This is a genomic window from Nocardiopsis sp. iso_238 (assembly GCF_056173325.1).
On record NZ_CM149668.1, the window covers coordinates 1,299,470 to 1,324,220 of the forward strand.

The window sequence follows — 24,751 nt, forward strand, 5'->3', positions numbered from 1 at the left end:
TTAGCGGGTGCACGCGCACTGTGCAAGTGCTTCGGCACGAACACCCCTGGTTCAGCCGGTCTCCCTCGGTGAGGCCCAGCCGGTCAACTGCGTCCTTGAGGAAATCGAAAGTTTTCTGAAGATGTTCGCGATATGGCGTGCCGCGGTCGCCTGGCTGATGGTGAGCCGGGTCGCGATCTCCCGGTTGGACAGTCCCCTCTCGGCCAGTGTGGCGATCTCCCGCTCCCGGGGCGTGAGCGAGTCCGGGCCGGTCAGCCGGGACGTGGGCGGACGGGGAAAGGCCAGGGCCCGGTCCCGCACCTGCTCCAGGGGGAGGGAACGCCAGGCGTTCCAGGCCTCGGAGGCCCGGCCCGCGCCCACCCGCCGTTCCACCGCGGACCGGAGCCGGACGGTCTCGGCGGACGGGCGGTCCAGGGCGGTCCTCAGGTCGGCCGCCACCCCCGCCAGGGCCGCCGCCCGCGTGGGCTCCTCCTCGGCCAGCGCCAGTTCGGCCAGGGCCTCCAGGGCCTGGGCCACCGCGATCCTGCGACCGGAGGTGAAACTCACCCGCAGGCACCGGCTCAGCGGCTCCCGCGCGGCGAGGGTGTCCCGTGCCGCCAGGTGCAGGCGGCCCAGGTCGGCCGCGCACCGCACCGCGAAGGGCGCGGAGGGAAGCTCGACGAAGACCTCCAGGGCCTCGGAGAACAGCTCGCGCGCCCGCTCGTGGTCACCGGCCTCGGCCGCGATGGTGCCCAGCCCGTACAGGGCGCGTGCCTCGCGCCAGCGGTCGCCCAGTTCCCGCGAGGCGGCGGCGCTCACCTCCAGGTGTGCGACGGCCTCCTCGGTGGCGCCCCGGCGCTGGGCCAGCTCGGCCAGGACGCCCCGGGTGCTGGCCTCGGTCATCGGGTCCCCGGACTGGCCCGCCCAGTCGAGTGCCCGCGCGGCCTGCCGCTCACCGTCCTCCAGGGCGCCCGCGTGCAGGGAGAGCGTCGCCAGGGTGGCCAGGGCCGAGGCGGCCGCGATCGGCTCGCGGCAGGCCCGGGCGGACTCCAGCGCACAGGAGGCCAGGGTGTCCACCCTGGGCGCGGGGTCCACGTCCAGGCGCAGCTCCGCGTGCAGGGCCAGGGCACGGGCGCGCAGCGCGGGCTCCTGGTCGTCGGGCTGGTGCGCCAGCACCCGCTCCAGGAGCCTGCTGCCCTCCGCGGACAGGTCCCGCATCAGCCAGTAGGCCCGCAGCGCCACGCACACCCGCAGGGCCTCGTCCACGCGTCCCCGGGACAGCGCCCACTCCACCACGCGGGCGTGGTTCTCCCGGTGGTGGTCGTACATGCGCAGCCGCCCGAGCCACTCCTCCCAGGTCTGCGAGGTGGCGGAGCTCTTGGCCGCCTCCTCCAGCCGGTCCACGGTGAACCGCAGGTACCGGCCCCAGCGCAGGTCCCCGTCGGCGCCCAGGTGCTCGGCGGCGTAGGCCCGCACCGTCTCGGTCAGCCGGTAGTGGGCGGTCCCGTCGATCTCGGAGTCCATCACCACCAGGGACTTGTCCAGCAGGGAGAAGTGCAGGGAGAGCACGTCCGTGGAGTCCACGCCCTCGCCCGAGCAGACGTCCTCCGCGACCTCCAGGTACCAGGTGGAGAACAGCGACAACCGGTGCAGCAGGAGCCGCTCGGTGTCGCTGAGCATGTCGTGGCTCCACTCCAGCACGGCCCGCAGGGTCCGCTGGCGTGCCGGGAGGTGGCCGGTGCCGTCACTGGTCAGGAGCTGGAAGCGGTCGTCCAGACGGCGCAGGATCTGCTGGACCGACAGCACCCGGACCCGGGCGGCCGCCAGCTCGATCGCCAGCGGCATGCCGTCGAGCATGCGGCAGATCTCCGCCACGTAGCCCGAGTTCTCCCGGGTCATCTCGAATCCGGAGCGCGCCGCGTGCGCCCGGGTGAGGAAGAGGCGCACCGACTCGTACCGTTGCGCGTCCCGACGGGGGATCGGCGCCGGGACCGCCGCGTAGGGGTCGGTGGGGGTGGGCCGCGCGGGCAGCGAGAGCGGCGGCACCCGCCAGATGTTCTCCTCGGGAACGTGCAGCGGCTGGCGGCTGGTCACCAGGACGCGGACCCGGGGACAGTCGCGCAGCACGGCCTCGCAGAGCTCCGCCATCGGCTCCACGGCGTGCTCGCAGGTGTCCAGCAGCAACAACAGGTGCTGGGTGCGCAACGCGGTGATGACGCTGTCCATGAGCGTCGTCGAGTCGGCGGTGACCGCCTGGAGGCCCGCGGCGACCGCGCGCAGCGCCTGCTCGCGGGTGGTGGCCTCGCTCAGGTCGATGAACCGCACACCGTCCGGGAACCGGCGCAGGACACGCTCGGCGAGGTGGAGCGCGAGTCGCGTCTTGCCGATGCCGCCGGTGCCGGTGAGCGTGATCATCCTGGCCGTGCCCATGAGGCGGCTCAGGTCGACGATGTCGCGTTCACGTCCGACGAACTGGATGAACTCCCCGGCGGACAGGGGCAGGTTGTGGCGAGGAGGAGACATGGCCTCGATTACTAGGACAATCGGCCCGTGCCTGAGGTACGGCACGGAGAACAGCCTGTCCCAGTCTGGCACCAGGGCCCCGAGGCTGTCTCGCGAATGGCCGGTTCCGGCACGGGAGGTCGAAAACCGCCCGTGCCGGACCAGAACCTGCTAAGTGGCGGGGGACCACACGGTCGGGTCGGCCGCACCCTGCTCACCCTTGGCCATGTCCTTCACCTCGTGCTCGCCGCCCTCCTCGAAGGGCGGGAACCACACGAAGGGGATGCCCTTCTTCGAGGCGTACTGGATCTGCTTGCCGACCTTGGCGGTCGAGTGGAACACCTCGGTGTTGAACCCGCGCTCCCGCAGCAGCTCACCGGTGCGCAGCGCGTCGGCCCGCCGCTCGGCGCTCGGCACCACGACCATCACGTCGGTGGGGCAGACCCGGCCGCCCTCGATCCGGCCCTCCGCCACCAGCTTGGCGAAGATGCGGGTCAGGCCGATGGAGATGCCCACGCCCGGCAGCCGCTTGCGGATGAACTGCCCGGCGAGGTTCTCGTACCGGCCGCCGGCGCAGATGCTGCCGTAACCGGGGTCGTCGTCGAAGGAGGCCTCGTACACGGTGCCCGTGTAGTAGTCCAGGCCGCGCGCGATGGACAGGTCCGCCACGACGCTGCCCTCGGGCAGGTCGGCCAGGTCGTCCAGGACGAAGGCGAGCTCCTCCAGCCCCTCCTCCAGCAGTTCGGAGACCACCCCGAGCGCCCGGACCTCCTCGATGACACCGGAGCCCTTGATGCGCGCCAGCGCCAGGCAGGGGTCGATCTGCTCGGCGGTGAGCCCCTCGCCCTCCAGGATCTCGCGGACGCCCTCGTCACCGATCTTGTGGAGCTTGTCGACGGCGCGGATCACCGCGATCGGGTCCTTGACGCCGAGCCCCTCGTAGAAGCCCTGGAGCACCTTGCGGTTGTTCACGTTGAGCGTCCACGCCGGGATGTCCAGCCCGCTGAGCACCCGGTGCACGATGCGGGGCAGTTCGGCGTCGAAGTGCAGCGGCACCGAGTCCACGTTGATGACGTCGATGTCGCACTGGGTGAACTCGCGGTAGCGGCCCTCCTGCGGGCGTTCACCGCGCCACACGCGCTGCGTCTGGTAGCGCTTGAACGGGAAGGTCAGCTCGTTGAAGTGCTGGGCGACGTACCGCGCGAAGGGCACGGTCAGGTCGAAGTGCAGGCCGAGCTTGGCGTCGGAGTCGTCCTTGGCGTCGGCCTGCAACCGGTGCAGGGTGTAGACCTCCTGGGAGGTCTCGCCCTTGGCCATCAGCACGTCCAGGTTCTCCACGGACGGAGTCTCGATGGACGCGAAGCCGAAGGACTCGAACCCGGCGCGGATATGGTCCAGCCAACGCTGCTCCACGGCCCGGACCTGTGGGGTCCACTCGGGGAAACCGCTGATGGGAGTGGGGCGGACGACGCGCTGATCGGACATGTGGGGTTCTCGGCTCCCTTGGGAGTGTTCGGCCTGTTCGGGAAGGTGCCCCTCGACCCGGACCACGGCCGACGCCGCTCGGGGAGGGTGCCGGTCCATCCTACGCACCCGAGCCGCACCCCAGGGCCCACCCCGAAACCCAGCCACAGGTCGAGATCGGGATGTTCCCCTCGGCCACCGCCGGAGTGCCGACCGGCCGCCTCGGCCACGGCTGCGAGCCCTGCGCCCCGGCCCCAGAGGCCAAGCGACCCATCCACCCCAGCCACGATGACGAGCCCTGCGCCCCGGTGATCTCAGCCATAGCAAGAGGCGTGCGCTCACCTCAGCCACGGGTGTGAGTCCCGCCTGTTCGCCCAAGCCACGAGGGGGTGCCCGTTCGGGGCCGGAGAGGGTTCTGCAAGAGGAGTCAAGCCGCCAGCGAGGAACGAGCCAGGCGTGGACGAGGATGAAGAATCCCTCTGCAAAGGCGCCGGACCCCGGGGCCGAAGCGAAGCGGAGGCCCAAAGAAAACACAGAAGCGGAGGCCCAAAGTGGTACAGCCCCCAAAGAAACACGACCCACCGGCCCACGTGGACGGTTGTGGGCCGGTGGGGCTGTGGGGCGCCCTTCGGTGGGGTGTACGGCCGGTCCGACGTCGAAGAGCGAGGCGTCGGTGGTGGTCGTGCGCCCCGGGGCGCCGCCAGGCTCCCGTGGTGGTCGCGTCCTCGTGCCAGGAGTCCGTTGTGACCGCGCTCAGGCGGGTGCCCTGCTTTCCACCGTAGATGGCGGGGCGGACGCCGGACAGGGATTGGCGCGGCCGAAAGCGGCCGAAAATGGCCGCTCTCAATGTCGTAAAGTCGACGTGCGAGGGTACAGGAGTGTGCTTGTCTGACTACGGTCCGTCGGACAGGACGGACTCCACGCCACGAGGTGGACATCGGGCCTTGGGGGCTCTTCTGGAGTGTTTCGACCCGTCTGGACCCACTGGTCGGGGATGTGACGTCTTCCCCCACTGTGTCGAAACCCCGGATTCCAGTGTCGTCCGGTGTTAGGTTCCAGTTGCGGTGGTTCCCGTGAAGGTTCGGAACCGGGAGCGCCGCGCCCCTCCAGCCCGGGTCGTGTGCGCCCGTCCGTCCGCGCAGGCCCGGCATTCTCGCTAGGACTAACAGTGATCCACTCAGCTAACAGTACGAACAACGTCCAGGCCCCCACCGAGCTGTCCACCAAGATCATCATCGCCGGTGGCTTCGGTGTCGGCAAGACCACGTTCGTCGGGGCTGTCTCGGAGATCCCCCCGGTCCGCACCGAGGCCGCCGTGACCGCGGCCAGCGCGGGTGTGGACGACCTCTCGCACACCCCGGACAAGACGAGCACCACGGTGGCCATGGACTTCGGCCGTATCTCCCTGGACACCGACCTCACCCTGTTCCTGTTCGGTACCCCCGGCCAGCAGCGCTTCTGGTTCATGTGGGACGACCTCGTCCGCGGCGCCCTGGGCGCGGTGATCCTCGCGGACACGCGGCGCCTGGAGGACACCTTCCAGGCCCTCGACTACTTCGAGCGGCAGTACCGGCTGCCCTTCGTGGTGGCGGTCAACGAGTTCGACCCCGAGGCCGCCTACAGCGCCGACGAGCTGCGTGACGCCCTGGACCTGACCCCGGACGTGCCGGTGGTCTACTGCGACGCGCGCGACCGCAGGTCCGTGGTGAAGGTTCTGGTCACCCTCGTCAAGCACGGCATGGCGTTGGAGGCGCGTCAGCGCAACCAGCGCCAGCTCGTGAACTGACCGGGCCGCGCCGGGGTTCCCGCCGAGTCCCTGGTCCAGGGTGTTCTGTCCCCGTTGGAGCCGACAAGCGGGTACCCGAGAGGAACCATTCGCTTGTGTCCGGCGTTACTCTGGCGTGGTGTTCGGACGAATGGCGGAAAGCGTCCGCCGCCTACTGGGCAAGCCCGGTGCGGTGGACCTGCGGCCCTATACCAAGCTCCTGCCGGCGATCGAGGCCGAAGAGGAGGGTCTGCGAGAACTCAGCGATGGCGAGCTGACGGAGAAGGCCATCGACCTCGGCTACGCCGAGCTTCCCTACTCCCAGAACGACCTCGTCAGTCTGTGCGCGGTCGGCCGTGAGGCCGCCCGGCGCACCCTCGACGAGCGCCCCTTCGACGTGCAGTTGCTCGGTGTGATGGCCCTCCTCGACGGCCACGTCGCGGAGATGGCCACCGGTGAGGGCAAGACCCTCGCCGGAAGCCTCGCCGCCGCCGGGTTCGCCCTGCGCGGCAAGCGGGTCCACGTCCTCAGCGTCAACGACTACCTCGCCCGGCGCGACGCCGAGTGGATGGGCCCCCTCTACGCGATGCTCGGGGTCACGGTCGGCTCCGTCAGCGAGGAGTCCACCGTCGACGAGCGCAAGGACGCGTACGGCTGCGACGTCACCTACGCGGCCGTCAGCGAGCTCGGCTTCGACGTGCTGCGCGACCGCATGGTCACCGACGTCGACGACCGGGTGGTGCCCGAGCCCCATGTCGCCATCATCGACGAGGCGGACTCCGTGCTCGTCGACGAGGCCCGCGTCCCGCTCGTCCTGGCCGGTGCGGCCGAGGCCGTGGCCGCCGACGTCGAGATGGCCGACGTCGTGCGGGGCCTCAAGCCGCGCATGCACTACGAGGTCGACGGTGAGGGGCGCAACGTCCAGCTCACCGACGCCGGTATCGACGCGGTGGAGAAGGCCCTGGGCGGGGTGGACCTGTACTCCGAGGACGACACCTCGGTGCTGCCCCAGGTCAACCTGGCCCTGCACGCGCACGTGCTGCTCCAGCGCGACGTGCACTACGTGGTGCGCGACGGCGAGGTGCGGCTGATCAACGAGTCGCGCGGGCGGATCGCCCTCCTCCAGCGCTGGCCGGACGGCCTCCAGGCGGCGGTCGAGGCCAAGGAGAAGGTCGCGGTCAGCCAGACCGGCGAGGTGTTGGACTCGATCACGGTCCAGTCGCTGGTGCTGCGGTACCCCACCCTGGCGGGGATGACCGGTACCGCCATGAGCGTCGCGGAACAGCTGCGCGAGTTCTACGAACTCGAGGTGGCGGTCGTACCCTCCAACAAGCCGAACGTCCGCGAGGACCACGGCACGCTCCTCTACGCCACGCGTGAGGAGAAGGAGGACGCCCTGGTCGCCAAGGTGGAGGAGATCCACAAGACCGGGCGTCCGATCCTCATCGGCACGCAGGACGTCGCGGAGTCCGAGCTGCTGGCCGAACGGCTGCGCGGTGCCGGACTGGAGAGCGTGGTCCTCAACGCCAAGAACGACGCGGACGAGGCCTCCATCATCGCGGAGGCCGGTACCTACGGCGCGATCACCGTCTCCACCCAGATGGCGGGGCGCGGTACCGACATCCGGCTGGGCGGCAGCGACATGGCCGACCGCGACCGGGTGGTCGAGACCGGCGGTCTGTTCGTCATGGGCTTCGGCCGTTACCCCAGCAGCCGTCTGGACGGCCAGCTGCGCGGGCGGGCCGGGCGCCAGGGCGACCCCGGCGACTCCATCTTCTTCGTCAGCATGGACGACGACCTGCTGGTGAACCACGCCCCCGAGACCACCGGCTACAAGACCACGGCCGACGGTGAGATCACCGACGAGGGCTGGCTGGCCATGGTCGACCACGCCCAGCGGGTCTCCGAGGGCCAGCTGCTGGAGGTCCACCGCAACACCTGGCGTTACAACAAGCTCATCGACGTGCAGCGTGAGGTGGTCCTGGAGCACCGCGAGCTGGTCCTGTCCTCGGGGCAGGGCGACCGGCACGTCGCGGCGGACCGCAAGGAGCGCCACGAGGAGCTGGTGGAGGAGCTGGACCCGGACGAGGTCGCCCAGGCCGCCAAGCTCATCACGCTGTACCACCTGGACCGGGGCTGGACCGACCACAACGCGTTCCTGTCGGAACTGCGGGAGGGCATCCACCTGCGGTACCTGGGCCGCCGCGACCCGCTCGACGAGTTCAACCGCGAGGCGGTCCCGGTCTTCAAGGGCTTCCTGGACGGCGCCCGGGCGCGTGCCGCCGAGAGCTTCGAGGAGCTCGAGGTGGTGGACGGCGAACTGGACGTGAGTTCGGTCGGCGTCAAGCGGCCGTCGATGACCTGGACCTACATGGTGCACGACCACCCGTTCAGCTCGGCGCTGGAGACGCTCGTGGGCAGGCTCAAGGGCGGTCGGGGCACGTCGAACGGTGACTGATTAATTCTCTGTACCGCCACTCGCGCGGGTCGGGACTAAAGTCCTGGCCCGCGCATTACTTTTGTCGGCTAGTCTGCTGAAGCGCTAATCTTACCCGTTGGTTCCCTGTTTAATTGGTGCACGCGGGTTAATATGGATGCGTTTTCCAGGTTATTCGAGACGGTTGGGACTGAATCCACGGTGGTCCACGAGATCGGCGCGCAGGAGAAGATCAGTTACGGGCGCAACGACCGCTTCGCCGGCGGTCCCGTCGGCGGAGGGAGCTTCTGGACCGACGACGACGGTCAGCCGGTCGCCAAGATCGGCGGCCCGAAGGAGTGGCGGCCCACGCCCATGATCGACGTGCGCGTCAATGACGTGTTCAGTGTCGGTGGCCAGGCCTGGCGGGTGACGGAAATCGTCGACGCCGATTCGCCCAGTGCGTATCTGCTGGCCACACGGATTAGCTGAGGTCACTCCCCGGGTGAGACCCGGGGAGGCTTATTTCTGGCCCTCGTCGGAATCCCCTCCTCCCGCGACCGTTCTCTTGGTCGCGGTGGAACGTTTCCTGTTCCGGGTTTCCCGACGAGGGCTTCTCTGTTTGTCCCCGCAGCGATTTCTCCTGCCCTGCGGCGTTCACGCACGTGTGCGACGTCCCGGTCGCGGTGAGTTATCGCAGGTCGGCGCCGGTTGGCGGGAAACCCCTGGGGGTAATCGAGACATTCCGGTTACCCGAAGGGGGGTGTTCGCGTTACCGGTGTCTCGTTAACGTCTGTGGTGCAGGCGCGCCCCGGAGCGTGTGGGAGGGTCCATCGTCCACGAGGGGTACGGGTGGTCGCGCCGATCATCGTCGGTCCCAGGGGCTGTCCCCCGCCCCTGGGCCTGGCCCACTCCTCCGGCCGCCGGTGCGTACCGCTCGGCGCCGCCCCTTCTCCCCGAGGCGTTCCCCGGGCGTGTGTTCATCCCAGGGGAAGGCCCTGTCACGGGCGCGGAATGGATCAGGTTGCAGGGTCGCGACGCGTCCGACGGTGCCTGACTGCCCCTTGCAAGCAGGACCTTCCGGGGAAACCGAGCGATGTTCGGGTCTTGTGGTAGAACGTGTTCCAGTATTAGCCTCGGGGTGTGCCTCGCTCGGCGGGGGTGCCCGACTGTTCGGTCGTGGGCGCCGTCGGCGGCAGGTGGAACCGTCGCCCGTCGATGTCGGATCGCGCCCCGACCTCGGCGGGCGTCGTCCGTTCCGGGATGTTCCGAGGGGGCGGGGCGGAGGGTCAGCCGAGGAGCCGGGCGATCTCACCGAAGGTCGGGCAGGGCCAGGGCAGGCGGCACCCCTGGCAGTGCGGCTCGTCCCGGTCGTCGGGGCTGTGCAGGCCGAGCAGGTCCAGGCAGAGTCCGGCCAGGGCGGAGACCTCGTTGCGCGCGTTGGCGTAGAAGGCGACGTCGTTGATCCGCGCGAGGGCGCTGTCGGAGCGGGCGTCGGGGAGTCCGACCGTGTCCGGTTCCCAGGGCACGGCGCGGTCGGAGCGCTCCAGTATCCCCTGCACGCACTGGAGCAGCCGGGCGTGTTCGGAGTCGTGGACCCTCCGTGTCGCTGGTCTCGTGAACGGCGGCATCGCTGATCGCCCCCAACGGGTGGATACGCAGCGGCTCATCCCCCAAGGAAAAGCACTGTGACATAGAGTACACATCTCGTCGCGTATTGTCGCGACTTGGGGGTGTGGTCCGTCCTGGACACACGGCCGTCGGCCCGGTGGGAGTGGGGGCGCGGGCTGTCCCCAAGGGGAGGGACAGCCCGCAGGTCGGGGGAGGGAACCCGTCGCACGAGCGCGGGGGCCCCGCCTGGGGAACCGGTCAGCCGCAGCCGCCGCCACAGCCGCAGGAACCGCCGTTCTGGCAGCCGCAGCCGCAGCTCGATCCGCAGCCGCATCCGCTCAGGCCCGGTGGTCTGGTCAGGGGGTCGGTCACAGTCCCTCCTCAAGGGCTCGACGCCGTCACCCGTGCGTGATCACGCCTGGTCCGGGACCGGACACGGCGCCACGGGCGAGTTTCCCGCCCCAGGAAGTGCCCGCTGAGCGGCTTTTCCAATCGAAGACGGGAACCTTGCCCTCCCATGACCCGGCGGGGTCGGACCCGCCCTTTGCGGGGGTGGCCACCCTGACCAGTGCCTTCCACACCGGGGGTCAGGCGAAGAAGGTCGGGGCCGTCGCCGGGCGGCGCGTCATTCGGTACAGCCAAACCTGGCCCAGGAGCATGACCGGAACCACGGGCAGGAGCATCGACCACACGAACACACCGGTCATCCCGGGCAGGTCCGACGGAGGCAGCTCGACGGCGAGCGCCACCAGCAGCCCGGGCACCGCGATCGCCAGCGCCGACGTGTGCCGGGACAGCATCGGGCCGGTCAGTCCGCTGGTCGCGGCCAGCGCCGCCACGAGGGTGACGACCAGGAGCGCCGCGACCTCGGGACGCGCCAGGGCCGGATCTCCGAAGCCCACCCCGACCAGAGCGGCCGACACCACGGCGGCCAACGCGGCCCGAGCCAGGGGGCGGGTCGCCCGGGCGGCCGCGTCCGCGCTCTCCGCCTCCGAGGCCCCCACCAGGCGCTCGGCGCCGAAGGCCGCGCCGCGCAGCGCGAACAGCGCGACGACCGCCACGGTCCCCAGGACGGTGAACGGGTCCGCCGCCAGGCCGCCGCCGACCAGGCCGGTCAGGGCCAGCCCCCACGCGACGGCCAGTGTCCAGCTGCCCGCCACGACCGCGGTGTCGCACGCGGACCACCAGCGCCGGTCGTCCACCCGGGAGCGGAACCACAGCCCCGCGTCCCGGACCAGCCACCCGAGCGCCAGGACCACGAGCACCGGCCACAGACCGCCCACCAGCCGGTGTTCCAGGACGGGGAAGAGCCCGGCCAGCACGCCGAGCGCGGCGACCAGCCACACCTCGGAGGCCAGGAAGTAGGGGGCGACGGCCGCGACCACGCGGCGGCGCTCGTCCGGGGTGCGGGCCACGTGGGGCATGAGCATGCCCAGGCCGACGTCGGACCCGGCGAGCACCAGGTAGCCGACGACGAACAGGGCCAGGAGCGCTGCGGACAGGAGTTCCATGATGGCTGCTTCCTCTGATTCCCGTTGACTCTCGGAACGTGCGCGTGCGGCTCAGAACGTGTGGACCGGGTCGGGGGCCTCCGGCCGCCCCTCCTCACGGCGCTCGGCGAGCGGACCGCCCTCGGGGCCGCGCCGGGCGTAGCGGAACAGCAGCCAGTACGTCACGCAGGCCAGGACCGCGAAGGCGACCGTGAACAGGGTGAACGAGACCGCGGCCGCGCCGGGCGACAGGGGTGTCACGGCGTCGGCGGTGGTCAGGTGGTGCACCACCACCCAGGGCTGCCGGTTGGTCTCGCGGTACACCCAGCCGCCCACGCTCGCCAGGTAGGGGAGGAAGGGGGAGAACAGGAGCAGGGCCAGCCCCCAGCGGCCCGGCCGGAACCAGGACGGCACCAGTCGGGACGGGCCGGGGCGGGCGGCGCCACCGGGGACGGCGGGGCCGCCCCGCCGGAACCACCGCCGGGGGTTCAGCGGCCCTCCGTACCGTGCGAGCAGCATGACCGGGCCGAGGAGGAACATGACCACCCAGGCGGTCATCATCACGGCCTCACCGGCGGTGTTGGCGGCGGACACGAGGGCGCCCGGTCCCGCGGCCTCGATCGCCTCGATCTGCTCGGCCGTGTAGGTCAGACCGCTGGTGGGCGGGTCCTGTCCGAAGAGCGGGAACTGCGCGCCGCCGAAGCCCACCACGACCATCGGCATCACCGTCATGGTCACCGCGGCGAAGCCCATGCCGCGTCGGAAGAGGCCGTGCGGGTCGTTCCCCCGCAGCAGGTGGTGGGCGCTGGCGGCCGCCACGACCAGTGCGCCCACCAGCAGGGCACCGCTGACCACGTGCAGGAAGGCGAGGACCGACGCCGGGTTGGTCACCATGGCCACCGGGTCGGTCAGGTGTGCGACCCCGTCCACGATCTCGAAGCCCACCGGACGGCGCAGGAAGCCGTTGGAGACCAGCACCCACCACGCGGACGAGTACGCCGTCACGGTGACCACGGCGAAGCAGAACAGGTGCGCCCACCGGCCCATGCGGTCCCAGCCGAAGATCCACAGCCCCAGGAACGTGGACTCGACGAAGAACGCCGTCATCGTCTCCACGGCCAGGGGAGCGGCGAAGGTGTACCCGAACGTCTCCTGCAGCCCGCTCCAGTTCACCGCGAGCTGGAGCTCCATCACCAGTCCGGACAGGACACCCATGCCGTAGTTGACCAGGTACAGGCCGCCCCAGAACCGCACGGCCACCATGCGCGACCGGTCTCCGCGCAGGGCCGCCACGAGCTGCGTGCCGAGGATGTACGGGGCCAGGCCCAGCGTGAGCGCCACGAAGAGGTAGTGCGTGGCCGCCGTCAGCGCGAACTGGAGCCGGGCGAGTACGAGGGGGTCGTCGAACATGGGAGGGCCTCTGCGGTCGTCGGTGGGGACGCTCCACAGCCTCCGCCGACGGTCATGGGCCCCACATCGGCCCCAGGGCGGCATCCGAGGGCCGTCCGGAGGGGTACTCCGGCGCCGCGCCTACTCTCCTGGGCGTACGGGACGACCCCGAGGGCCCCTCGGGGTCGCCCGGGGTCCGCGGTGGTGCCGACCCCGCCCGCTACCCGTCCTGGGACCAGCCGGGGGTCACCAGCGCCGTCTCGTAGGCGAGGACCACGAGCTGGGCCCGGTCGCGCACGCCCAGCTTCACCATGGCGCGGCTGACGTGGGTCTTGGCGGTGGCCGGGCTGAGCACCAGCTCCCGGGCGATCTCCTCGTTGGACATCCCGCGGCCGACCAGGGCCAGGACCTCCCGCTCGCGGTCGGTGAGCCCGTTCAGCCGGACCGAGGGGACCGGCGTGCCCGCGGGGCGGCGGGCGAAGTCCGAGATCAGCCTCCGGGTGATACCGGGGGAGAGCAGCGCCTCGCCCTCGTGCACCACCCGCACCGCCTGGAGCAGGTCGCGCGGTTCGGTGTCCTTGACCAGGAAGCCGCTGGCGCCCCCGCGCAGCGCGTCGAAGATGTACTCGTCCAGGTCGAACGTGGTGAGGATGACGACCCGGGTCCGCTCCAGCGAGGGTTCCGCCAGGATGCGGCCGGTGGCGTCCAGCCCGTCCACACCCGGCATCCGGATGTCCATCAGGACCACGTCGGGTCGTTCGGACAGCGCGAGCCGGACCGCCTCCGCGCCGTCGGCAGCCTCCGCGACCACCTGGATGTCGGGCGCGCTGTCCAACAGCGCGCGGAACCCGGCCCGCACCAGAGCCTGGTCATCCGCGAGCAGTACCCGGATCAACCCGTTCCCCCCGTTCGTCACGGGGGTCACCGTCGATCGGCAACCGCACCCGCACCCGGAATCCTCCACCCTCCACGGGCCCGGCGTCCACCGAGCCGCCGACGAGGGCGGCACGCTCCCGCATCCCGGTGATGCCGTTGCCCACGGCGGGCGGGCCCACCGTCCCGTGCCCGTCGTCCGTGACCTCGATGGTCAGCAGCGCGGGCCCGTAGTCGATCCGCACCCGGGCGCCGTCCGCCCCGGAGTGGCGGACCACGTTGGTGAGCGCCTCCTGCACGGCCCGGTAGGCCACTCCCTCGGTGCCCACGGACAGCCGCCGCTCCTCCCCGGTCACCTCCACCTCGGTGGGCAGCCCCGCGCCCCGGGCGCCCTCCACCAGGTCCCCGACCCGGTCCAGGCCCGGGACCGGCGAGCGGGGCGCGGCCGCGTCCTCGTCCACCGCGCGCAGCACCCCCAGCATGGCCCTGAGCTCGCTCAGCGTGTCCTTGCTGGTCTGCTTGATGGTGGACAGCGCCTCGACGGCCCGTTCCGGCTGGCTCTCCATCAGGTAGAGCGCCGTACCGGCCTGCACGTTGATCAGCGAGATGTTGTGGGCCACGGTGTCGTGCACGTCGCGCGCCAGCCGCAGCCGTTCGTCGGAGGCCCGGCGCAGCAGCTCCTCCTCGCGGGTGCGGGCGGCCTCCAGCCCGCGCTCGCGGTCCGCGTTCAGGTACTCCTGGCGCCAGCGCACCACCTCGGCGGCGCACAGCAGCAGCATGACCCACGCCACGATCCCGACCGCCTCGGGCCGGTAGGTGCCCGTGGCCAGGAACTCGTAGGCGTTGACCGCCACGAACTGGCCGACGCCCAGGGTCCACCCGAAGGCCCGGTACCCCCAGCGCACCACGGTGTAGAGCATCACGGCGGTGCACAGCATCACCATGCCGTCGGGGAAGCCCAGCGGGTAGTAGACGGTGGCGGAGAGGACCGAGACCACGGCGACCGTGCGGGGGAGGGCGGTCCGCCACAGGACCGGCAGGCAGGCCGTGAGGATCAGGACGCACCCCCACGGCCAGGGGTCCAGGTCCTCGGGGACCGGGTCGACCACCACGACCACCAGGGTGCTGCCCATCGACAGGAACAGCAGGGCGGCCGTCAGGCGGACGTCGGTGCGGGTGGGACGCGGGACGCGTGAGAGTAGTGCTGCCACGCCCCCGACGGTACGGCCGCCGCACCGACGCCGCCGTCCTCCTCAGGGTGACTCTTCGGGGGCGGGCCTACTCCCTCCGGAGTAGACGGACCTCAGAAGAGGTCGGTCGGCGGCGCGGGGGAGTCCTTCGCGTCCGCGTCGTGCACGGGGGAGTGGCCGGAGAGGAACCGGTCCAGGTCCTCGCCCTCGACGAGCCGTGCCATCTCCGGATCCCGGTGCGCCAGCCGCCCCAGCTCCTCCGTCGGCAGCGGCCGGTGGCCCGCCACCAGCACCAGGTTGCCGAACCGGCGCCCGCGCAGGATGCCCGGCTCGGCGGTCATCACCACGTGCGGCAGCACCGAACGCACGGTGGCCACCTGGGCGCGCGTGTGCTTCAGCGCGTAGCCGTCCCCGACGTTGACCACCAGGAACCCGCCCGGCCGCAGCACCCGCGCCGCCTCGGCGTAGAACTCCACCGAGGTCAGGCGGGCCGGGGTCCGCGCCCCGGAGAAGACGTCGGACACGATCAGGTCCGCGCTGTCCTCGTGTCTGGCGGCGATCCAGTCCCGGGCGTCACCGATCCCCACCCTCAGCTGCGCCTTCCGGTCCCACGGCAGACGCCGCCGCACCAGCTCCACCAGCGCCGCGTCCACGTCCACCGCGCGCTGCCGCGACCCCGGACGGCTGTGCGCCACGTACCGCGCCACCGTCAGGGCCCCGGCGCCCAGGTGCATCGCCTCGACCGGCTCACCCTCCGGGGCCAGCAGGTCGACCGCGTGCGCGATCCGCCGCACGTACGAGAAGTCGAGGTAACCGGGGTCGGACAGGTCCACGTGCGACTGCGGGGTGCCCTCCACCAGCAGGAACCACGAGTTGGCGCGGTCCGCGTCAGCGAGCAGGTCGACCCCGGGCACCACCGAGACCTCCTCCTCGGCCTCGACCCTGTCACGTACACGTCTGCCCATGTCCCCCGCCCCAGTCCTCACGATCCCCCAACGTTAGGCGCAGCCGGGAGCCATCGGAAACCAGCGCGCGAACCCCGTCGAAGGAGCGCTAGCCTGGGGTTCCCCAGAAGTCCCAACCCGCGCCCCTCCGGGGCGCGATCACCGAGGAGTGGCCGTGCTACTGCGGATGTCGAACCTGTTCCTGCGCACCCTGCGTGAGGACCCGGCGGACGCCGAGGTGCCGAGCCACAAGCTCCTCGTCCGCGCCGGGTACGTCCGCCGCGCCGCCCCCGGCATCTACACCTGGCTGCCCCTGGGCAAGATCGTCCTGGAGAACGTCGCCCGCGTCGTGCGCGAGGAGATGAACGCGATGGGCGGCCAGGAGGTCCTGCTGCCCGCGCTGCTCCCCAAGGAGTTCTACGAGACCACCGGGCGCTGGGAGGAGTACGGCGACACCCTCTTCCGCCTCAAGGACCGCAAGGGCGCCGACTACCTCCTCGGCCCCACGCACGAGGAGCTCTTCACCCTCCTCGTCAAGGGCGAGTACTCGTCCTACAAGGACTTCCCGGTGGTGCTCTACCAGATCCAGGAGAAGTTCCGCGACGAGGCCCGCCCCCGCGCCGGAGTGCTGCGCGGCCGCGAGTTCCACATGAAGGACTCCTACTCCTTCGACATCGACGACGTGGGCCTCCAGGAGTCCTACGACAGGCACCGGGCCGCCTACATCCGGATCTTCGACCGGCTGGGCCTGGACTACGTCATCGTCTCCGCGACCTCCGGCGCCATGGGCGGATCGGCGTCCGAGGAGTTCCTGGCGGTCGCGCCCACCGGCGAGGACACCTTCGTGCGCAGCACGGAGTCCGACTACGCCGCCAACGTCGAGGCCGTGCGGACCCCGGCCCCCGCCGAGCGTCCCGTGGAGGGGCTGCCCGAGGCCCGGGTCCACCACACCCCCGGCACCGCCACCATCCAGACCCTGGTCGACTTCCTCAACGGCGCCGGCCTCGACCGCGACTTCACCGAGGCCGACACCCTCAAGAACGTCCTGGTCAAGACCCGCGCCCCGGGCAGCAAGGAGTGGGAGCTCCTGGGCATCGGCCTGCCCGGCGACCGCGAGGTCGACTTCAAGCGCCTGGAGGCCGCCCTGGAGCCCGCCGAGGTGGCGCTCCTGGACGACGCCGACTTCGCCGCCAACACGTTCCTGGCCAAGGGCTACATCGGCCCGCGCGCCCTGCTGGACAACAAGGTCCGCTACCTCGTCGACCCGCGTGTGGCCACCGGCACCTCCTGGGTGACCGGGGCCGACCGGACCGACCACCACGTGCTCGACCTCGTGGCCGGACGCGACTTCACCCCGGACGGCACCATCGACGTCGCGGAGGTGCGCGACGGCGACGCCTCGCCCGACGGCCGGGGCACCCTCTACACGGCACGCGGCATCGAGATCGGGCACATCTTCCAGCTCGGCCGCAAGTACGCCGACGCCTTCAAGCTGGACGCCCTCGGCCCGGACGGCAAGCCCCGCCGCGTCACGATGGGCTCCTACGGCATCGGCGTCTCCCGCGCCGTCGCCTCCGTCGTCGAGCAGTCGCACGACGACAAGGGCATCGTCTGGCCGCGTGAGGTGGCCCCCGCCGACGTGCACGTGGTCGGCACGGGCAAGGGCGGCGAGGTCGAGGAGGCCCTGCGGATCGGCGGGGAGCTGGAGGCGCGCGGCCTGCGCGTGCTGGTCGACGACCGCAAGGCGGCCCCCGGCGTGAAGTTCAACGACGCCGAGCTGCTGGGGATCCCCACCGTGGTCATCGTCGGCCGCGGCCTCAAGGACGGCCTGGTGGAGCTGCGCGACCGCCGCACCGGTGAGCGCACCGACGTGCCGGTCGGGGAGATCGTCGAGAGCACCGTCGCCGCCTGCGCCGAGTAGGGCGCGGCACAACCGAGGAGGGGCTCCCGCGCACCGGCGCGGGAGCCCCCTCCGTGTACCCGGACCGGTAACCGGCGGTCCGGGTCAGCCCCGGTCGAAGGCGGGGAGGGGGTCGAGCTCGGCGCCCCACTCCAACGAACGCACCGTCGCCTCCTGGAGGCTGCGGGCCGCCGTGACCCGCAGGTCGGTGTCGGCGGACGCGCTCAGCCACAGGTAGGCGCTCATGGTGGTCTCCTCCAGCCGGACGGCGAAGTCGTCCATGTCGCCGTCGTCGCGGCCCTCGGGCAGCGGGTAGGAAGCGAGCGCGGCCGGGGGGTCCACACCGCGCTCGACGGAGGCGGCGTGCAGGGCGTCCCGCAGCGCCTTGTGTTCGTAGGCGGACGCCGAGGCGCGCTCACGCCGGGTCCGGTCACCGGCGGCACCACCGACGAACTCGTACCCGTACACGGCGGCGTGCTCGGCGCTCAGGGCCTCCGCCAGTGCCGCGGCGGTGGGGTCGCCGTCCTCGAAGGGGGACGCGTCCGCACCGGGTTCCCGGGAGCCCTGCGCGGGCGTGGGGCTCTCGCTCACCTGACTACCTGCCTTCCGCCATCACGTCGCTCGGACGTTCCTGGGATGTCGCTCTGTTTCTCTCTCCGGCGCCGTCCGCCGCACCGACGCTGCGGCACCGTCGCATCCGGGCCCGCTCAGGCACGGGCGAGCAGGTGGGCGTGTCCGGCCTCGCAGGCACCGATCCCGCTCACGAGCTGGGCCAGCCCGGGGTCGGTCACGGCCGCCGCCTGGTCGAGCCGGGCACCGGTCGCGGCCGCGGCGAGGGCGCGCAGCCCCGCGACGTCGGGCACGGCCTCCAGCGCGGCGTCCCCCGCCGGGGCGGCGGAGGCTCCGCCCTCCCCGTCCTCGGCCCCGTCGTGCGGCTCCACCCCTTCGGGGAGGGCGTCCAACAGCGCGTCCAGATGGGTGACGTGGTCCTCCAGCAGGCGCTCCAGCAGTTCCGCCGGGCCCGTTCCGTGTTCCAGCGCGGCCTCGTGCCGGACGACGGCCCGCTCCTTCTCACGGATGAGCGAGCGCAGGACGGCGACGTCCGGTGTGACGTCGAACGGGTACCAGTCGGCCCCGGCGCAGCCACTCACCCCGACCGCGCCCGCGACGGCGCCGGTCACGGCTACACCCGTCAGCACGAGGCTCCTGGCCGCGAAGGACCTCCTCGTCAGCCCGGGCGCCGTGCGACCGCTGGCGTTCCCCTGGTCCACGCGCGCTCTCCTCCCGTGCCCCACGGCGTCGACTGCACCGCCGTCACCGGCGGTCAGCCCCCATCTTTCCACGGTCGATGACGGGCACGGGTCGTGCCGACACCCCCTGCCAGGACGGTGTTCCGGTGGGCCGGACCCCCGTCCGCGACCTCCCCCGTCCGCGTGTACCGACCTGGGCGGCGCTCAGGTGTGGATACCCTTGCACCACAACCGCCGTCGCACGCGACGCGCGGCGCTCACGCTCCCCTCACGGGGGCGCGGAGCGGATTCGACGAAGACTACGTACAGAGCTGGACCGCCCCGTTCAACGGCACACGGCCGAGCGGGCGGGATTTCGCCGTTTGAGGGGCTAATCACGCATGGGAGCGCAGGCGCGCAACGAGCGCATCGCCGAGCTGCTTGAGCCGGTACTGGCCGAGGCCGGACTGGACCTGGAGGCCGTCGAGCTGACACCCGCGGGCAAACGCCGGGTGCTGCGCGTGGTCGTGGACTCCGACAACGGGGTCGACCTGGACACCGTCGGTGAGGTCAGCCAGGCCGTCAACGAGAGCCTGGACGCCTCCGACGTCATGGGCGAGCAGGCCTACGTGCTGGAGGTCACCTCTCCGGGGGTGGACCGTCCGCTGACGCTGCCGCGCCACTGGCGGCGTTCCCAGGGGCGTCTGGTGAAGGTCTCCCTCGTCGAGGGCGGCGACCTCACCGGGCGCGTCACCGGGTCCGACGACCAGGGCGTCACCCTGGACGTCAAGGGCCGCCCCCGCACCCTGGCCTACGACTCGATCGCCAAGGCCAAGGTCCAGGTGGAATTCCGTCGCGAAGCCGACACCGACGCGGCGGACTAGAGGGGGAGCCCCATGGATATTGACATGAGTGTCCTGCGCAGCCTGGAGCGCGAGAAGGACATCGCCGTCGAGCTCGTGGCCAAGGCCATCGAGGACGCCCTCCTGATCGCCTACCACCGCGAGGAGGGCCCCGACAGGAAGGCCCGCGTGGAGCTCAACCGCTCCACCGGCCACGTGGTCGTCTGGGTCTCCGAGACCGACGAGGAGGGCGAGGTCGTCGGTGAGTTCGACGGCACCCCCACCGGGTTCGGCCGCATCGCGACCTCCACCGCCAAGCAGGTCATCCTCCAGCGTCTGCGCGACGCCGAGGACGAGCTGACCCTGGGCGAGTTCGCCGGACGCGAGCACGACATCGTCTCCGGGATCATCCAGCAGGGCAACGACCCGCGCAACGTCCTGGTGGACCTCGGCAAGATCGAGGCCGTCCTGCCCCCGCAGGAGCAGGTCCCCACCGAGGACTACACCCACGGCGAGCGTCTGCGCGCCTACGTGGTGCAGGTCCGCAAGGGCCACCGCGGCCCCTCGGTCACCCTCTCGCGCACCCACCCCAACCTGGTGCGCAAGCTCTTCGAGCTGGAGGTCCCCGAGATCGCGGACCACACCGTGGAGATCGCCGCGATCGCCCGCGAGGCCGGGCACCGCACGAAGATGGCGGTTCGCTCCAATAGGGGCGGCGTCAACGCCAAGGGTGCCTGCATCGGCCCGCTCGGCAGCCGCGTCCGCAACGTCATGGCCGAGCTCCACGGAGAGAAGATCGACATCGTCGACTACTCCGAGGACCCCGCCGTGTTCGTCGCCAACGCGCTCTCCCCGGCCCGGGTCAACTCGGTCGAGATCCTCGACATGGCCGCCCGGGTGGCCCGCGTGGTCGTGCCGGACTACCAGCAGTCGCTGGCGATCGGCAAGGAGGGGCAGAACGCCCGTCTCGCCGCGCGCCTCACCGGCTGGCGCATCGACATCCGCTCCGACGCCGAGCCCGCGCGGGACCCGGCCGAGGACGCGGACGAGGCCGTCCAGGGGGACGAAGACACCCCTTCGGCCGGTTAATCGGGTCGCGCCCATGTCCCGACGCGATAGGGTGGCCGGAGACGGTCCTGACCGCCCCGTGCGTACGTGCGTGGGGTGCCGGTCGCGGACAGTCCAGTCCGACCTCGTGCGGCTGGTGGCCGTGGGCACGGTCATCACGCCCGACACCCGGGGTCGACGTCCGGGGCGCGGCGCCTATCTGCACCACGATCGGCGATGCCTGGAGCTCGCCGAACGCCGCAGAGCATGGTCCCGCGCCTTCCGGAACCGGAACGGTGGTGGCGCCACCGGGTGGGACGTCTCACTTGTGAGGTCCCTCCTTGGTGACGCCCCCGCTTGACCGAGCTCCGCTCGGTTCCGGATAGGGTTGGAATGTCCGCGCCGACTCCGTGGTTGATGTGACCGAGGTCGGCGTGTAGTGCTGTGTCGGCACCTATGAGCTGGCCCATTGTTGTGTAGCGATGAGGAAGCAGGTCGAGATTGCGATGAGCGCCTGATGAGTACGCAGCGATGAGTAACTCGAGCTAACGACGGTCCGGCACAAGCCCATGTCCCGGACCGAAGCTGAAGGAGAAGTGTGGCGAAGGTCCGGGTGTACGAACTCGCCAAGGAGTTCGGTGTAGAGAGCAAGGCCGTGCTGGCCAAGCTCAACGAGATGGGCGAATTCGTCCGTTCGGCGTCCTCGACGATAGAGGCCCCCGTCGTTCGACGCCTGCAAGAAGCTTTCGACAACGGTTCCGACGGCGGCAAGAAGGGCGGATCGGCCAAGCCCGGTCCCAAGCCCGCCGCCGAAGGTTCGGCGCGTCCCGCGGCTCCCAAGCCCGGCCCCGCGCCCAAGCCGGGCCCGAAGCCCGGTCCGGCCGCGCGCCCCGCGGCCCCCAAGGCCGAGACGCCCGCAGCTCCGGCTGAGAAGGCCGAGAAGCCGGCCGCTCCGGTCGAGAAGCCGGCCGCGCCGGTGGAGAAGCCGGCCGCGCCGGTGGAGAAGCCCGCGGTCCCGCATTTCGAGAAGCCCGCCGAGCGTCCCGAGTCCGCTCCGAAGCCCGGCCCCAAGCCGGCTCCGAGGGCGGCCCGTGGCGGCGACGCCCCGCGTCCCGGCGGCCCCAAGCCCAGCGGTGCCCAGGGCGGCGCCCGTGGCGACCGTCCCCAGCGCGGTGACCGTCCGGAGCGTTCCGGCGGCCGCGAGGGTGGTCGTGACGGCGGCCGCGGCCCGCGTCCGGGCGGTCCCCGTCCGGGTCCGCGTCCGGGCAACAACCCGTTCGCGTCCAACGCCTCGGGCATGGGCTCCAAGCCCTCCGCTCCGCGTCCCGGCGGTGCCGCCGGTCCGCGTCCGGGTCCCCGTCCCGGTGGCCCGCAGGGCGGTGGCGACCAGCGCGCCCCGCGTCCCGGCGGCGGCGCTCCGCGTCCCGGCGGTGCCGGTGGCCCGCGTCCGGGTCCCCGTCCGGGTGGCCCGCAGGGCGGTGGCGACCAGCGCGCCCCGCGTCCCGGCGGTGCCGCGGGCGCTCCCCGCCCCGGTGGCGGTGCTCCGCGTCCCGGCGGTGCCGGCGGCGCTCCGCGTCCCGGTGGTCCGCGTCCCAGCCCGATGAACATGCCCTCGTCCCGTCCGGCCGCGCCCGCTGGCGGCGGCCGCGGTGGTGCCGGCGGCGGTCGTCCCGGTGGCGGCGGTGGCCGCGGCCGTGGCGGCGCTCCCGCAGGTGCGGGTCCGCGTCCCGGTGGCGGCGGCGGTCGTCCCGGCGGCTTCGGTGGTCGTCCCGGTGGCGGCGGTCGCGGTCGCGGTGGCGGAACGGCCGGTGCGTTCGGCCGTCCGGGCGGTCGTCCCGGACGCGCCCGCAAGTCCAAGAAGCAGCGGCGTCAGGAGTTCAACGACCTCCAGGCCCCGTCCTTCGGCGGCGTGAAGATCCCGAGCGGCAACAACCAGACGATCCGTCTGTCCCGTGGCGCCTCGCTCTCGGACTTCGGCGACAAGATCGACGTCAACCCGGCGTCGCTGGTCCAGGTCATGATGCACCTGGGCGAGATGGTCACCGCGACCCAGTCGCTGCCCGACGAGACGCTTCAGCTGCTCGGCGAGGAGCTGAAGTACACGATCGAGGTCGTGAGCCCCGAGGACGAGGACCGCGAGCTGCTGGAGTCCTTCTCCATCGAGTTCGGTGAGAACGAGGGCGGCGACGCCGAGCTGCGTCCGCGTCCGCCCGTGGTCACCGTCATGGGTCACGTCGACCACGGTAAGACCCGACTGCTGGACACCATCCGTAAGACCAACGTCGTCAGCGGCGAGGCCGGCGGAATCACCCAGCACATCGGTGCCTACCAGGTCGCGACCGAGGTGGACGGCGAAGAGCGCAAGATCACCTTCATCGACACCCCCGGTCACGAGGCGTTCACCGCCATGCGTGCCCGTGGTGCGAAGGTCACCGACGTCGCGGTCCTGGTCGTGGCGGCCGACGACGGCGTCAAGCCGCAGACGGCCGAGGCCATCGACCACGCCAAGGCGGCCGAGGTGCCGATCGTGGTCGCGGTCAACAAGATCGACGTCGAGGGAGCGGACCCGCAGCGGGTGCGCGCCCAGATGACCGAGTACGGCCTCGTGGCCGAGGAGTACGGCGGCGACGTCCAGTTCGTGGACATCTCCGCGCTCAAGGGCGACAACATCGACGCCCTGCTCGAGTCGATCGTCCTCACGTCCGACGCGGCCCTGGACCTCCAGGCCAACCCGGACATGGACGCCCAGGGTCTGGCGATCGAGGCCTACCTGGACCGCGGTCGCGGTTCCATGGCCACGGTGCTGGTCCAGCGGGGCACGCTCAACGTCGGTGACTCCATCGTCTGCGGCGACGCCTTCGGCCGCGTCCGCGCCATGCTCGACGAGCACGGCGAGAACGTGCAGTCGGCCGAGCCGTCCCGTCCGGTCCAGGTGCTGGGTCTGACCAACGTGCCCAGCGCCGGTGACAGCTTCCTGGTCGTCAAGGACGACCGCGTGGCCCGTCAGATCGCCCAGCAGCGTGAGGCGCGCGAGCGCTTCGCCCAGCAGGCGAAGTCGGCCCGCCGGGTCACCCTCGACAACTGGCAGTCCGCCATCAAGGAGGGCGAGCGCTCCGAGCTGCTCCTCCTCATCAAGGGCGACATGTCCGGTTCGGTCGAGGCGCTCGAGGAGTCGCTGCTCAAGATCGACGCCGGTGGCGACGAGGTCAGCATCCGGATCATCGGACGCGGCGTCGGTGCCATCACGCAGAACGACATCAACCTGGCGTCGTCCGCGGACGCGATCATCGTCGGCTTCAACGTTCGGCCCGAGGGCAAGAACAGCCAGCTGGCGGACCGCATGGGCGTCGACATCCGGTACTACTCGGTCATCTACCAGGCCATCGACGAGGTCGAAGCCGCGGTCAAGGGTCTCCTCAAGCCCATCTACGAGGAGGTCCAGCTCGGCAGCGCCGAGGTCCGCGAGGTCTTCAAGGTGCCGAAGATCGGCAACATCGCCGGTGCCATCGTCCGCGACGGGATCATCCGCCGCAACACCAAGGCACGGCTCATCCGCGAGGGCAAGGTCATCTCCGAGAACCTCAACGTCGAGTCGCTGCGCCGGTTCAAGGACGACGCCACCGAGGTCCGCGAGGGCTTCGAGTGCGGTATCGGTGTCGGTTACAACGACATCCGGGTCGAGGACGTCATCGAGACCTACGAGATGCAGGAGAAGCCCCGCGACTAGTCGCGAGGACTGATCCACCTGGGGCCCCGGACGATCGTGTCCGGGGCCCCGCCTTTGACGGCTCACACAACACACAGGTGATCACTTGTACGTTGGGGCGCTGACACTGGACGTGCTCCTCGGAGACGTCCACTCGCTCAAACAGAAGCGTTCGCTGGTCCGGCCGGTCATCGCCGAACTGCGACGGAAGTTCTCGGTGTCGGTCTCCGAAGTCGGAGAACACGACCTCTACCGTCGGGCCGTGATCGGTGTCGCGGTGGTCGCGCCGACCGCCGCCCACGCCCGGGACCAGATGGACACCTGCGAGCGTCTCGTCGCGGGCCGTCCCGAACTGGAGCTGCTCTCCGCCAGGCAGCGGCTCTTCAACGAAGAGGAAGACTGAC

19 protein-coding genes are annotated in these 24,751 nt (G+C 71.3%); 9 read left to right on the top strand and 10 right to left on the bottom strand.

The window, feature by feature from the left end; translation table 11 throughout:
- Positions 1–51: 51 nt before the first annotated feature.
- Both AC0VYL_RS05795 and hisS read right to left on the bottom strand, forming a co-directional pair.
- Positions 52–2,502: an ATP-binding protein gene (locus AC0VYL_RS05795; protein ID WP_475460040.1), complete on the bottom strand. Its 2,451-nt coding sequence runs from the start codon at positions 2,500–2,502 to the stop codon at positions 52–54.
- 150 nt (positions 2,503–2,652) lie between these two features.
- Positions 2,653–3,966: a histidine--tRNA ligase gene (gene hisS / locus AC0VYL_RS05800; RefSeq protein WP_475482523.1), complete on the bottom strand. Its 1,314-nt coding sequence runs from the start codon at positions 3,964–3,966 to the stop codon at positions 2,653–2,655.
- A gap of 1,147 nt (positions 3,967–5,113) precedes the next feature.
- Between hisS and AC0VYL_RS05805 the strand changes: the two genes are divergently transcribed.
- The 3 genes from AC0VYL_RS05805 to AC0VYL_RS05815 all read left to right on the top strand — a co-directional run bounded on the left by AC0VYL_RS05805 (position 5,114) and on the right by AC0VYL_RS05815 (position 8,618).
- The gene (locus tag AC0VYL_RS05805) at positions 5,114–5,731 is read left to right on the top strand and encodes a GTP-binding protein (protein ID WP_475460045.1); all 618 of its coding nucleotides are present in this window, start codon (positions 5,114–5,116) and stop codon (positions 5,729–5,731) included.
- A 130-nt stretch (positions 5,732–5,861) separates the two neighbouring features.
- Complete coding sequence (gene secA2, locus AC0VYL_RS05810; RefSeq protein ID WP_475460047.1) at positions 5,862–8,168, top strand: accessory Sec system translocase SecA2; 2,307 nt, start codon at positions 5,862–5,864, stop codon at positions 8,166–8,168.
- Between the two features lie 180 nt (positions 8,169–8,348).
- Entirely contained in the window at positions 8,349–8,618 is a 270-nt protein-coding gene (locus AC0VYL_RS05815) for a DUF6406 domain-containing protein (protein WP_026128913.1), read from the top strand.
- 797 nt (positions 8,619–9,415) lie between these two features.
- Here the strand turns inward: AC0VYL_RS05815 and AC0VYL_RS05820 are convergent.
- The 6 genes from AC0VYL_RS05820 to AC0VYL_RS05845 all read right to left on the bottom strand — a co-directional run bounded on the left by AC0VYL_RS05820 (position 9,416) and on the right by AC0VYL_RS05845 (position 15,644).
- A complete protein-coding gene (locus tag AC0VYL_RS05820; RefSeq protein ID WP_475482524.1) occupies positions 9,416–9,757 on the bottom strand; it encodes a hypothetical protein in 342 nt (113 codons plus the stop codon).
- 567 nt (positions 9,758–10,324) lie between these two features.
- The gene (locus tag AC0VYL_RS05825) at positions 10,325–11,248 is read right to left on the bottom strand and encodes a cytochrome d ubiquinol oxidase subunit II (RefSeq protein ID WP_475482525.1); all 924 of its coding nucleotides are present in this window, start codon (positions 11,246–11,248) and stop codon (positions 10,325–10,327) included.
- Between the two features lie 51 nt (positions 11,249–11,299).
- A complete protein-coding gene (locus AC0VYL_RS05830) occupies positions 11,300–12,637 on the bottom strand; it encodes a cytochrome ubiquinol oxidase subunit I (protein WP_475460056.1) in 1,338 nt (445 codons plus the stop codon).
- Between the two features lie 199 nt (positions 12,638–12,836).
- On the bottom strand, positions 12,837–13,511 hold the full coding sequence (locus tag AC0VYL_RS05835) for a response regulator (protein WP_475460058.1): 675 nt from the start codon (positions 13,509–13,511) through the stop codon (positions 12,837–12,839).
- Positions 13,486–14,700 carry a sensor histidine kinase gene (locus AC0VYL_RS05840; RefSeq protein WP_475460061.1) on the bottom strand — a complete coding sequence of 405 codons (1,215 nt, stop codon included), beginning with the start codon at positions 14,698–14,700 and terminating at the stop codon, positions 13,486–13,488. Before AC0VYL_RS05840 ends, AC0VYL_RS05835 begins: the two co-directional genes overlap by 26 nt.
- A gap of 92 nt (positions 14,701–14,792) precedes the next feature.
- Positions 14,793–15,644 (bottom strand): spermidine synthase, encoded by an 852-nt coding sequence (locus tag AC0VYL_RS05845; protein WP_475482526.1) that lies wholly within the window; start codon positions 15,642–15,644, stop codon positions 14,793–14,795.
- Positions 15,645–15,810: 166 nt separating this feature from the next.
- On the opposite strand from AC0VYL_RS05845, the gene AC0VYL_RS05850 reads away from it, so the two are divergent.
- Complete coding sequence (locus tag AC0VYL_RS05850; RefSeq protein ID WP_475483476.1) at positions 15,811–17,544, top strand: proline--tRNA ligase; 1,734 nt, start codon at positions 15,811–15,813, stop codon at positions 17,542–17,544.
- Positions 17,545–17,628: 84 nt separating this feature from the next.
- Here AC0VYL_RS05850 and AC0VYL_RS05855 read toward each other — a convergent pair whose 3' ends face one another.
- Positions 17,629–18,114: a ferritin-like domain-containing protein gene (locus AC0VYL_RS05855; RefSeq protein ID WP_475482527.1), complete on the bottom strand. Its 486-nt coding sequence runs from the start codon at positions 18,112–18,114 to the stop codon at positions 17,629–17,631.
- Positions 18,115–18,230: 116 nt separating this feature from the next.
- The gene (locus tag AC0VYL_RS05860) at positions 18,231–18,794 is read right to left on the bottom strand and encodes a hypothetical protein (RefSeq protein ID WP_475460068.1); all 564 of its coding nucleotides are present in this window, start codon (positions 18,792–18,794) and stop codon (positions 18,231–18,233) included.
- Between the two features lie 359 nt (positions 18,795–19,153).
- On the opposite strand from AC0VYL_RS05860, the gene rimP reads away from it, so the two are divergent.
- The 5 genes from rimP to AC0VYL_RS05885 all read left to right on the top strand — a co-directional run bounded on the left by rimP (position 19,154) and on the right by AC0VYL_RS05885 (position 24,750).
- On the top strand, positions 19,154–19,636 hold the full coding sequence (rimP, locus tag AC0VYL_RS05865; RefSeq protein ID WP_475460071.1) for a ribosome maturation factor RimP: 483 nt from the start codon (positions 19,154–19,156) through the stop codon (positions 19,634–19,636).
- Positions 19,637–19,660: 24 nt separating this feature from the next.
- Positions 19,661–20,683 (top strand): transcription termination factor NusA, encoded by a 1,023-nt coding sequence (gene nusA, locus AC0VYL_RS05870; protein ID WP_475462957.1) that lies wholly within the window; start codon positions 19,661–19,663, stop codon positions 20,681–20,683.
- Positions 20,684–20,696: 13 nt separating this feature from the next.
- On the top strand, positions 20,697–21,002 hold the full coding sequence (locus AC0VYL_RS05875) for a YlxR family protein (protein WP_475460074.1): 306 nt from the start codon (positions 20,697–20,699) through the stop codon (positions 21,000–21,002).
- Positions 21,003–21,239: 237 nt separating this feature from the next.
- Positions 21,240–24,368 carry a translation initiation factor IF-2 gene (infB, locus tag AC0VYL_RS05880; protein WP_475460076.1) on the top strand — a complete coding sequence of 1,043 codons (3,129 nt, stop codon included), beginning with the start codon at positions 21,240–21,242 and terminating at the stop codon, positions 24,366–24,368.
- A gap of 85 nt (positions 24,369–24,453) precedes the next feature.
- Positions 24,454–24,750, top strand: a complete 297-nt coding sequence (locus AC0VYL_RS05885) for a DUF503 domain-containing protein (protein ID WP_475460079.1) — start codon at positions 24,454–24,456, stop codon at positions 24,748–24,750.
- Position 24,751: the final 1 nt, after the last annotated feature.

Bases quoted from the DNA above. Each gene is read 5' to 3' on its own strand.
- AC0VYL_RS05795 (WP_475460040.1), bottom strand. From the start codon at position 2,502: ATGTCTCCTCCTCGCCACAACCTGCCCCTGTCCGCCGGGGAGTTCATC.
- hisS (WP_475482523.1), bottom strand. From the start codon at position 3,966: ATGTCCGATCAGCGCGTCGTCCGCCCCACTCCCATCAGCGGTTTCCCC.
- secA2 (WP_475460047.1), top strand. From the start codon at position 5,862: ATGGCGGAAAGCGTCCGCCGCCTACTGGGCAAGCCCGGTGCGGTGGAC.
- AC0VYL_RS05820 (WP_475482524.1), bottom strand. From the start codon at position 9,757: ATGCCGCCGTTCACGAGACCAGCGACACGGAGGGTCCACGACTCCGAA.
- AC0VYL_RS05825 (WP_475482525.1), bottom strand. From the start codon at position 11,248: ATGGAACTCCTGTCCGCAGCGCTCCTGGCCCTGTTCGTCGTCGGCTAC.
- AC0VYL_RS05830 (WP_475460056.1), bottom strand. From the start codon at position 12,637: ATGTTCGACGACCCCCTCGTACTCGCCCGGCTCCAGTTCGCGCTGACG.
- AC0VYL_RS05845 (WP_475482526.1), bottom strand. From the start codon at position 15,644: ATGGGCAGACGTGTACGTGACAGGGTCGAGGCCGAGGAGGAGGTCTCG.
- AC0VYL_RS05850 (WP_475483476.1), top strand. From the start codon at position 15,811: ATGTCGAACCTGTTCCTGCGCACCCTGCGTGAGGACCCGGCGGACGCC.
- rimP (WP_475460071.1), top strand. From the start codon at position 19,154: ATGGGAGCGCAGGCGCGCAACGAGCGCATCGCCGAGCTGCTTGAGCCG.
- nusA (WP_475462957.1), top strand. From the start codon at position 19,661: ATGAGTGTCCTGCGCAGCCTGGAGCGCGAGAAGGACATCGCCGTCGAG.
- AC0VYL_RS05875 (WP_475460074.1), top strand. From the start codon at position 20,697: ATGTCCCGACGCGATAGGGTGGCCGGAGACGGTCCTGACCGCCCCGTG.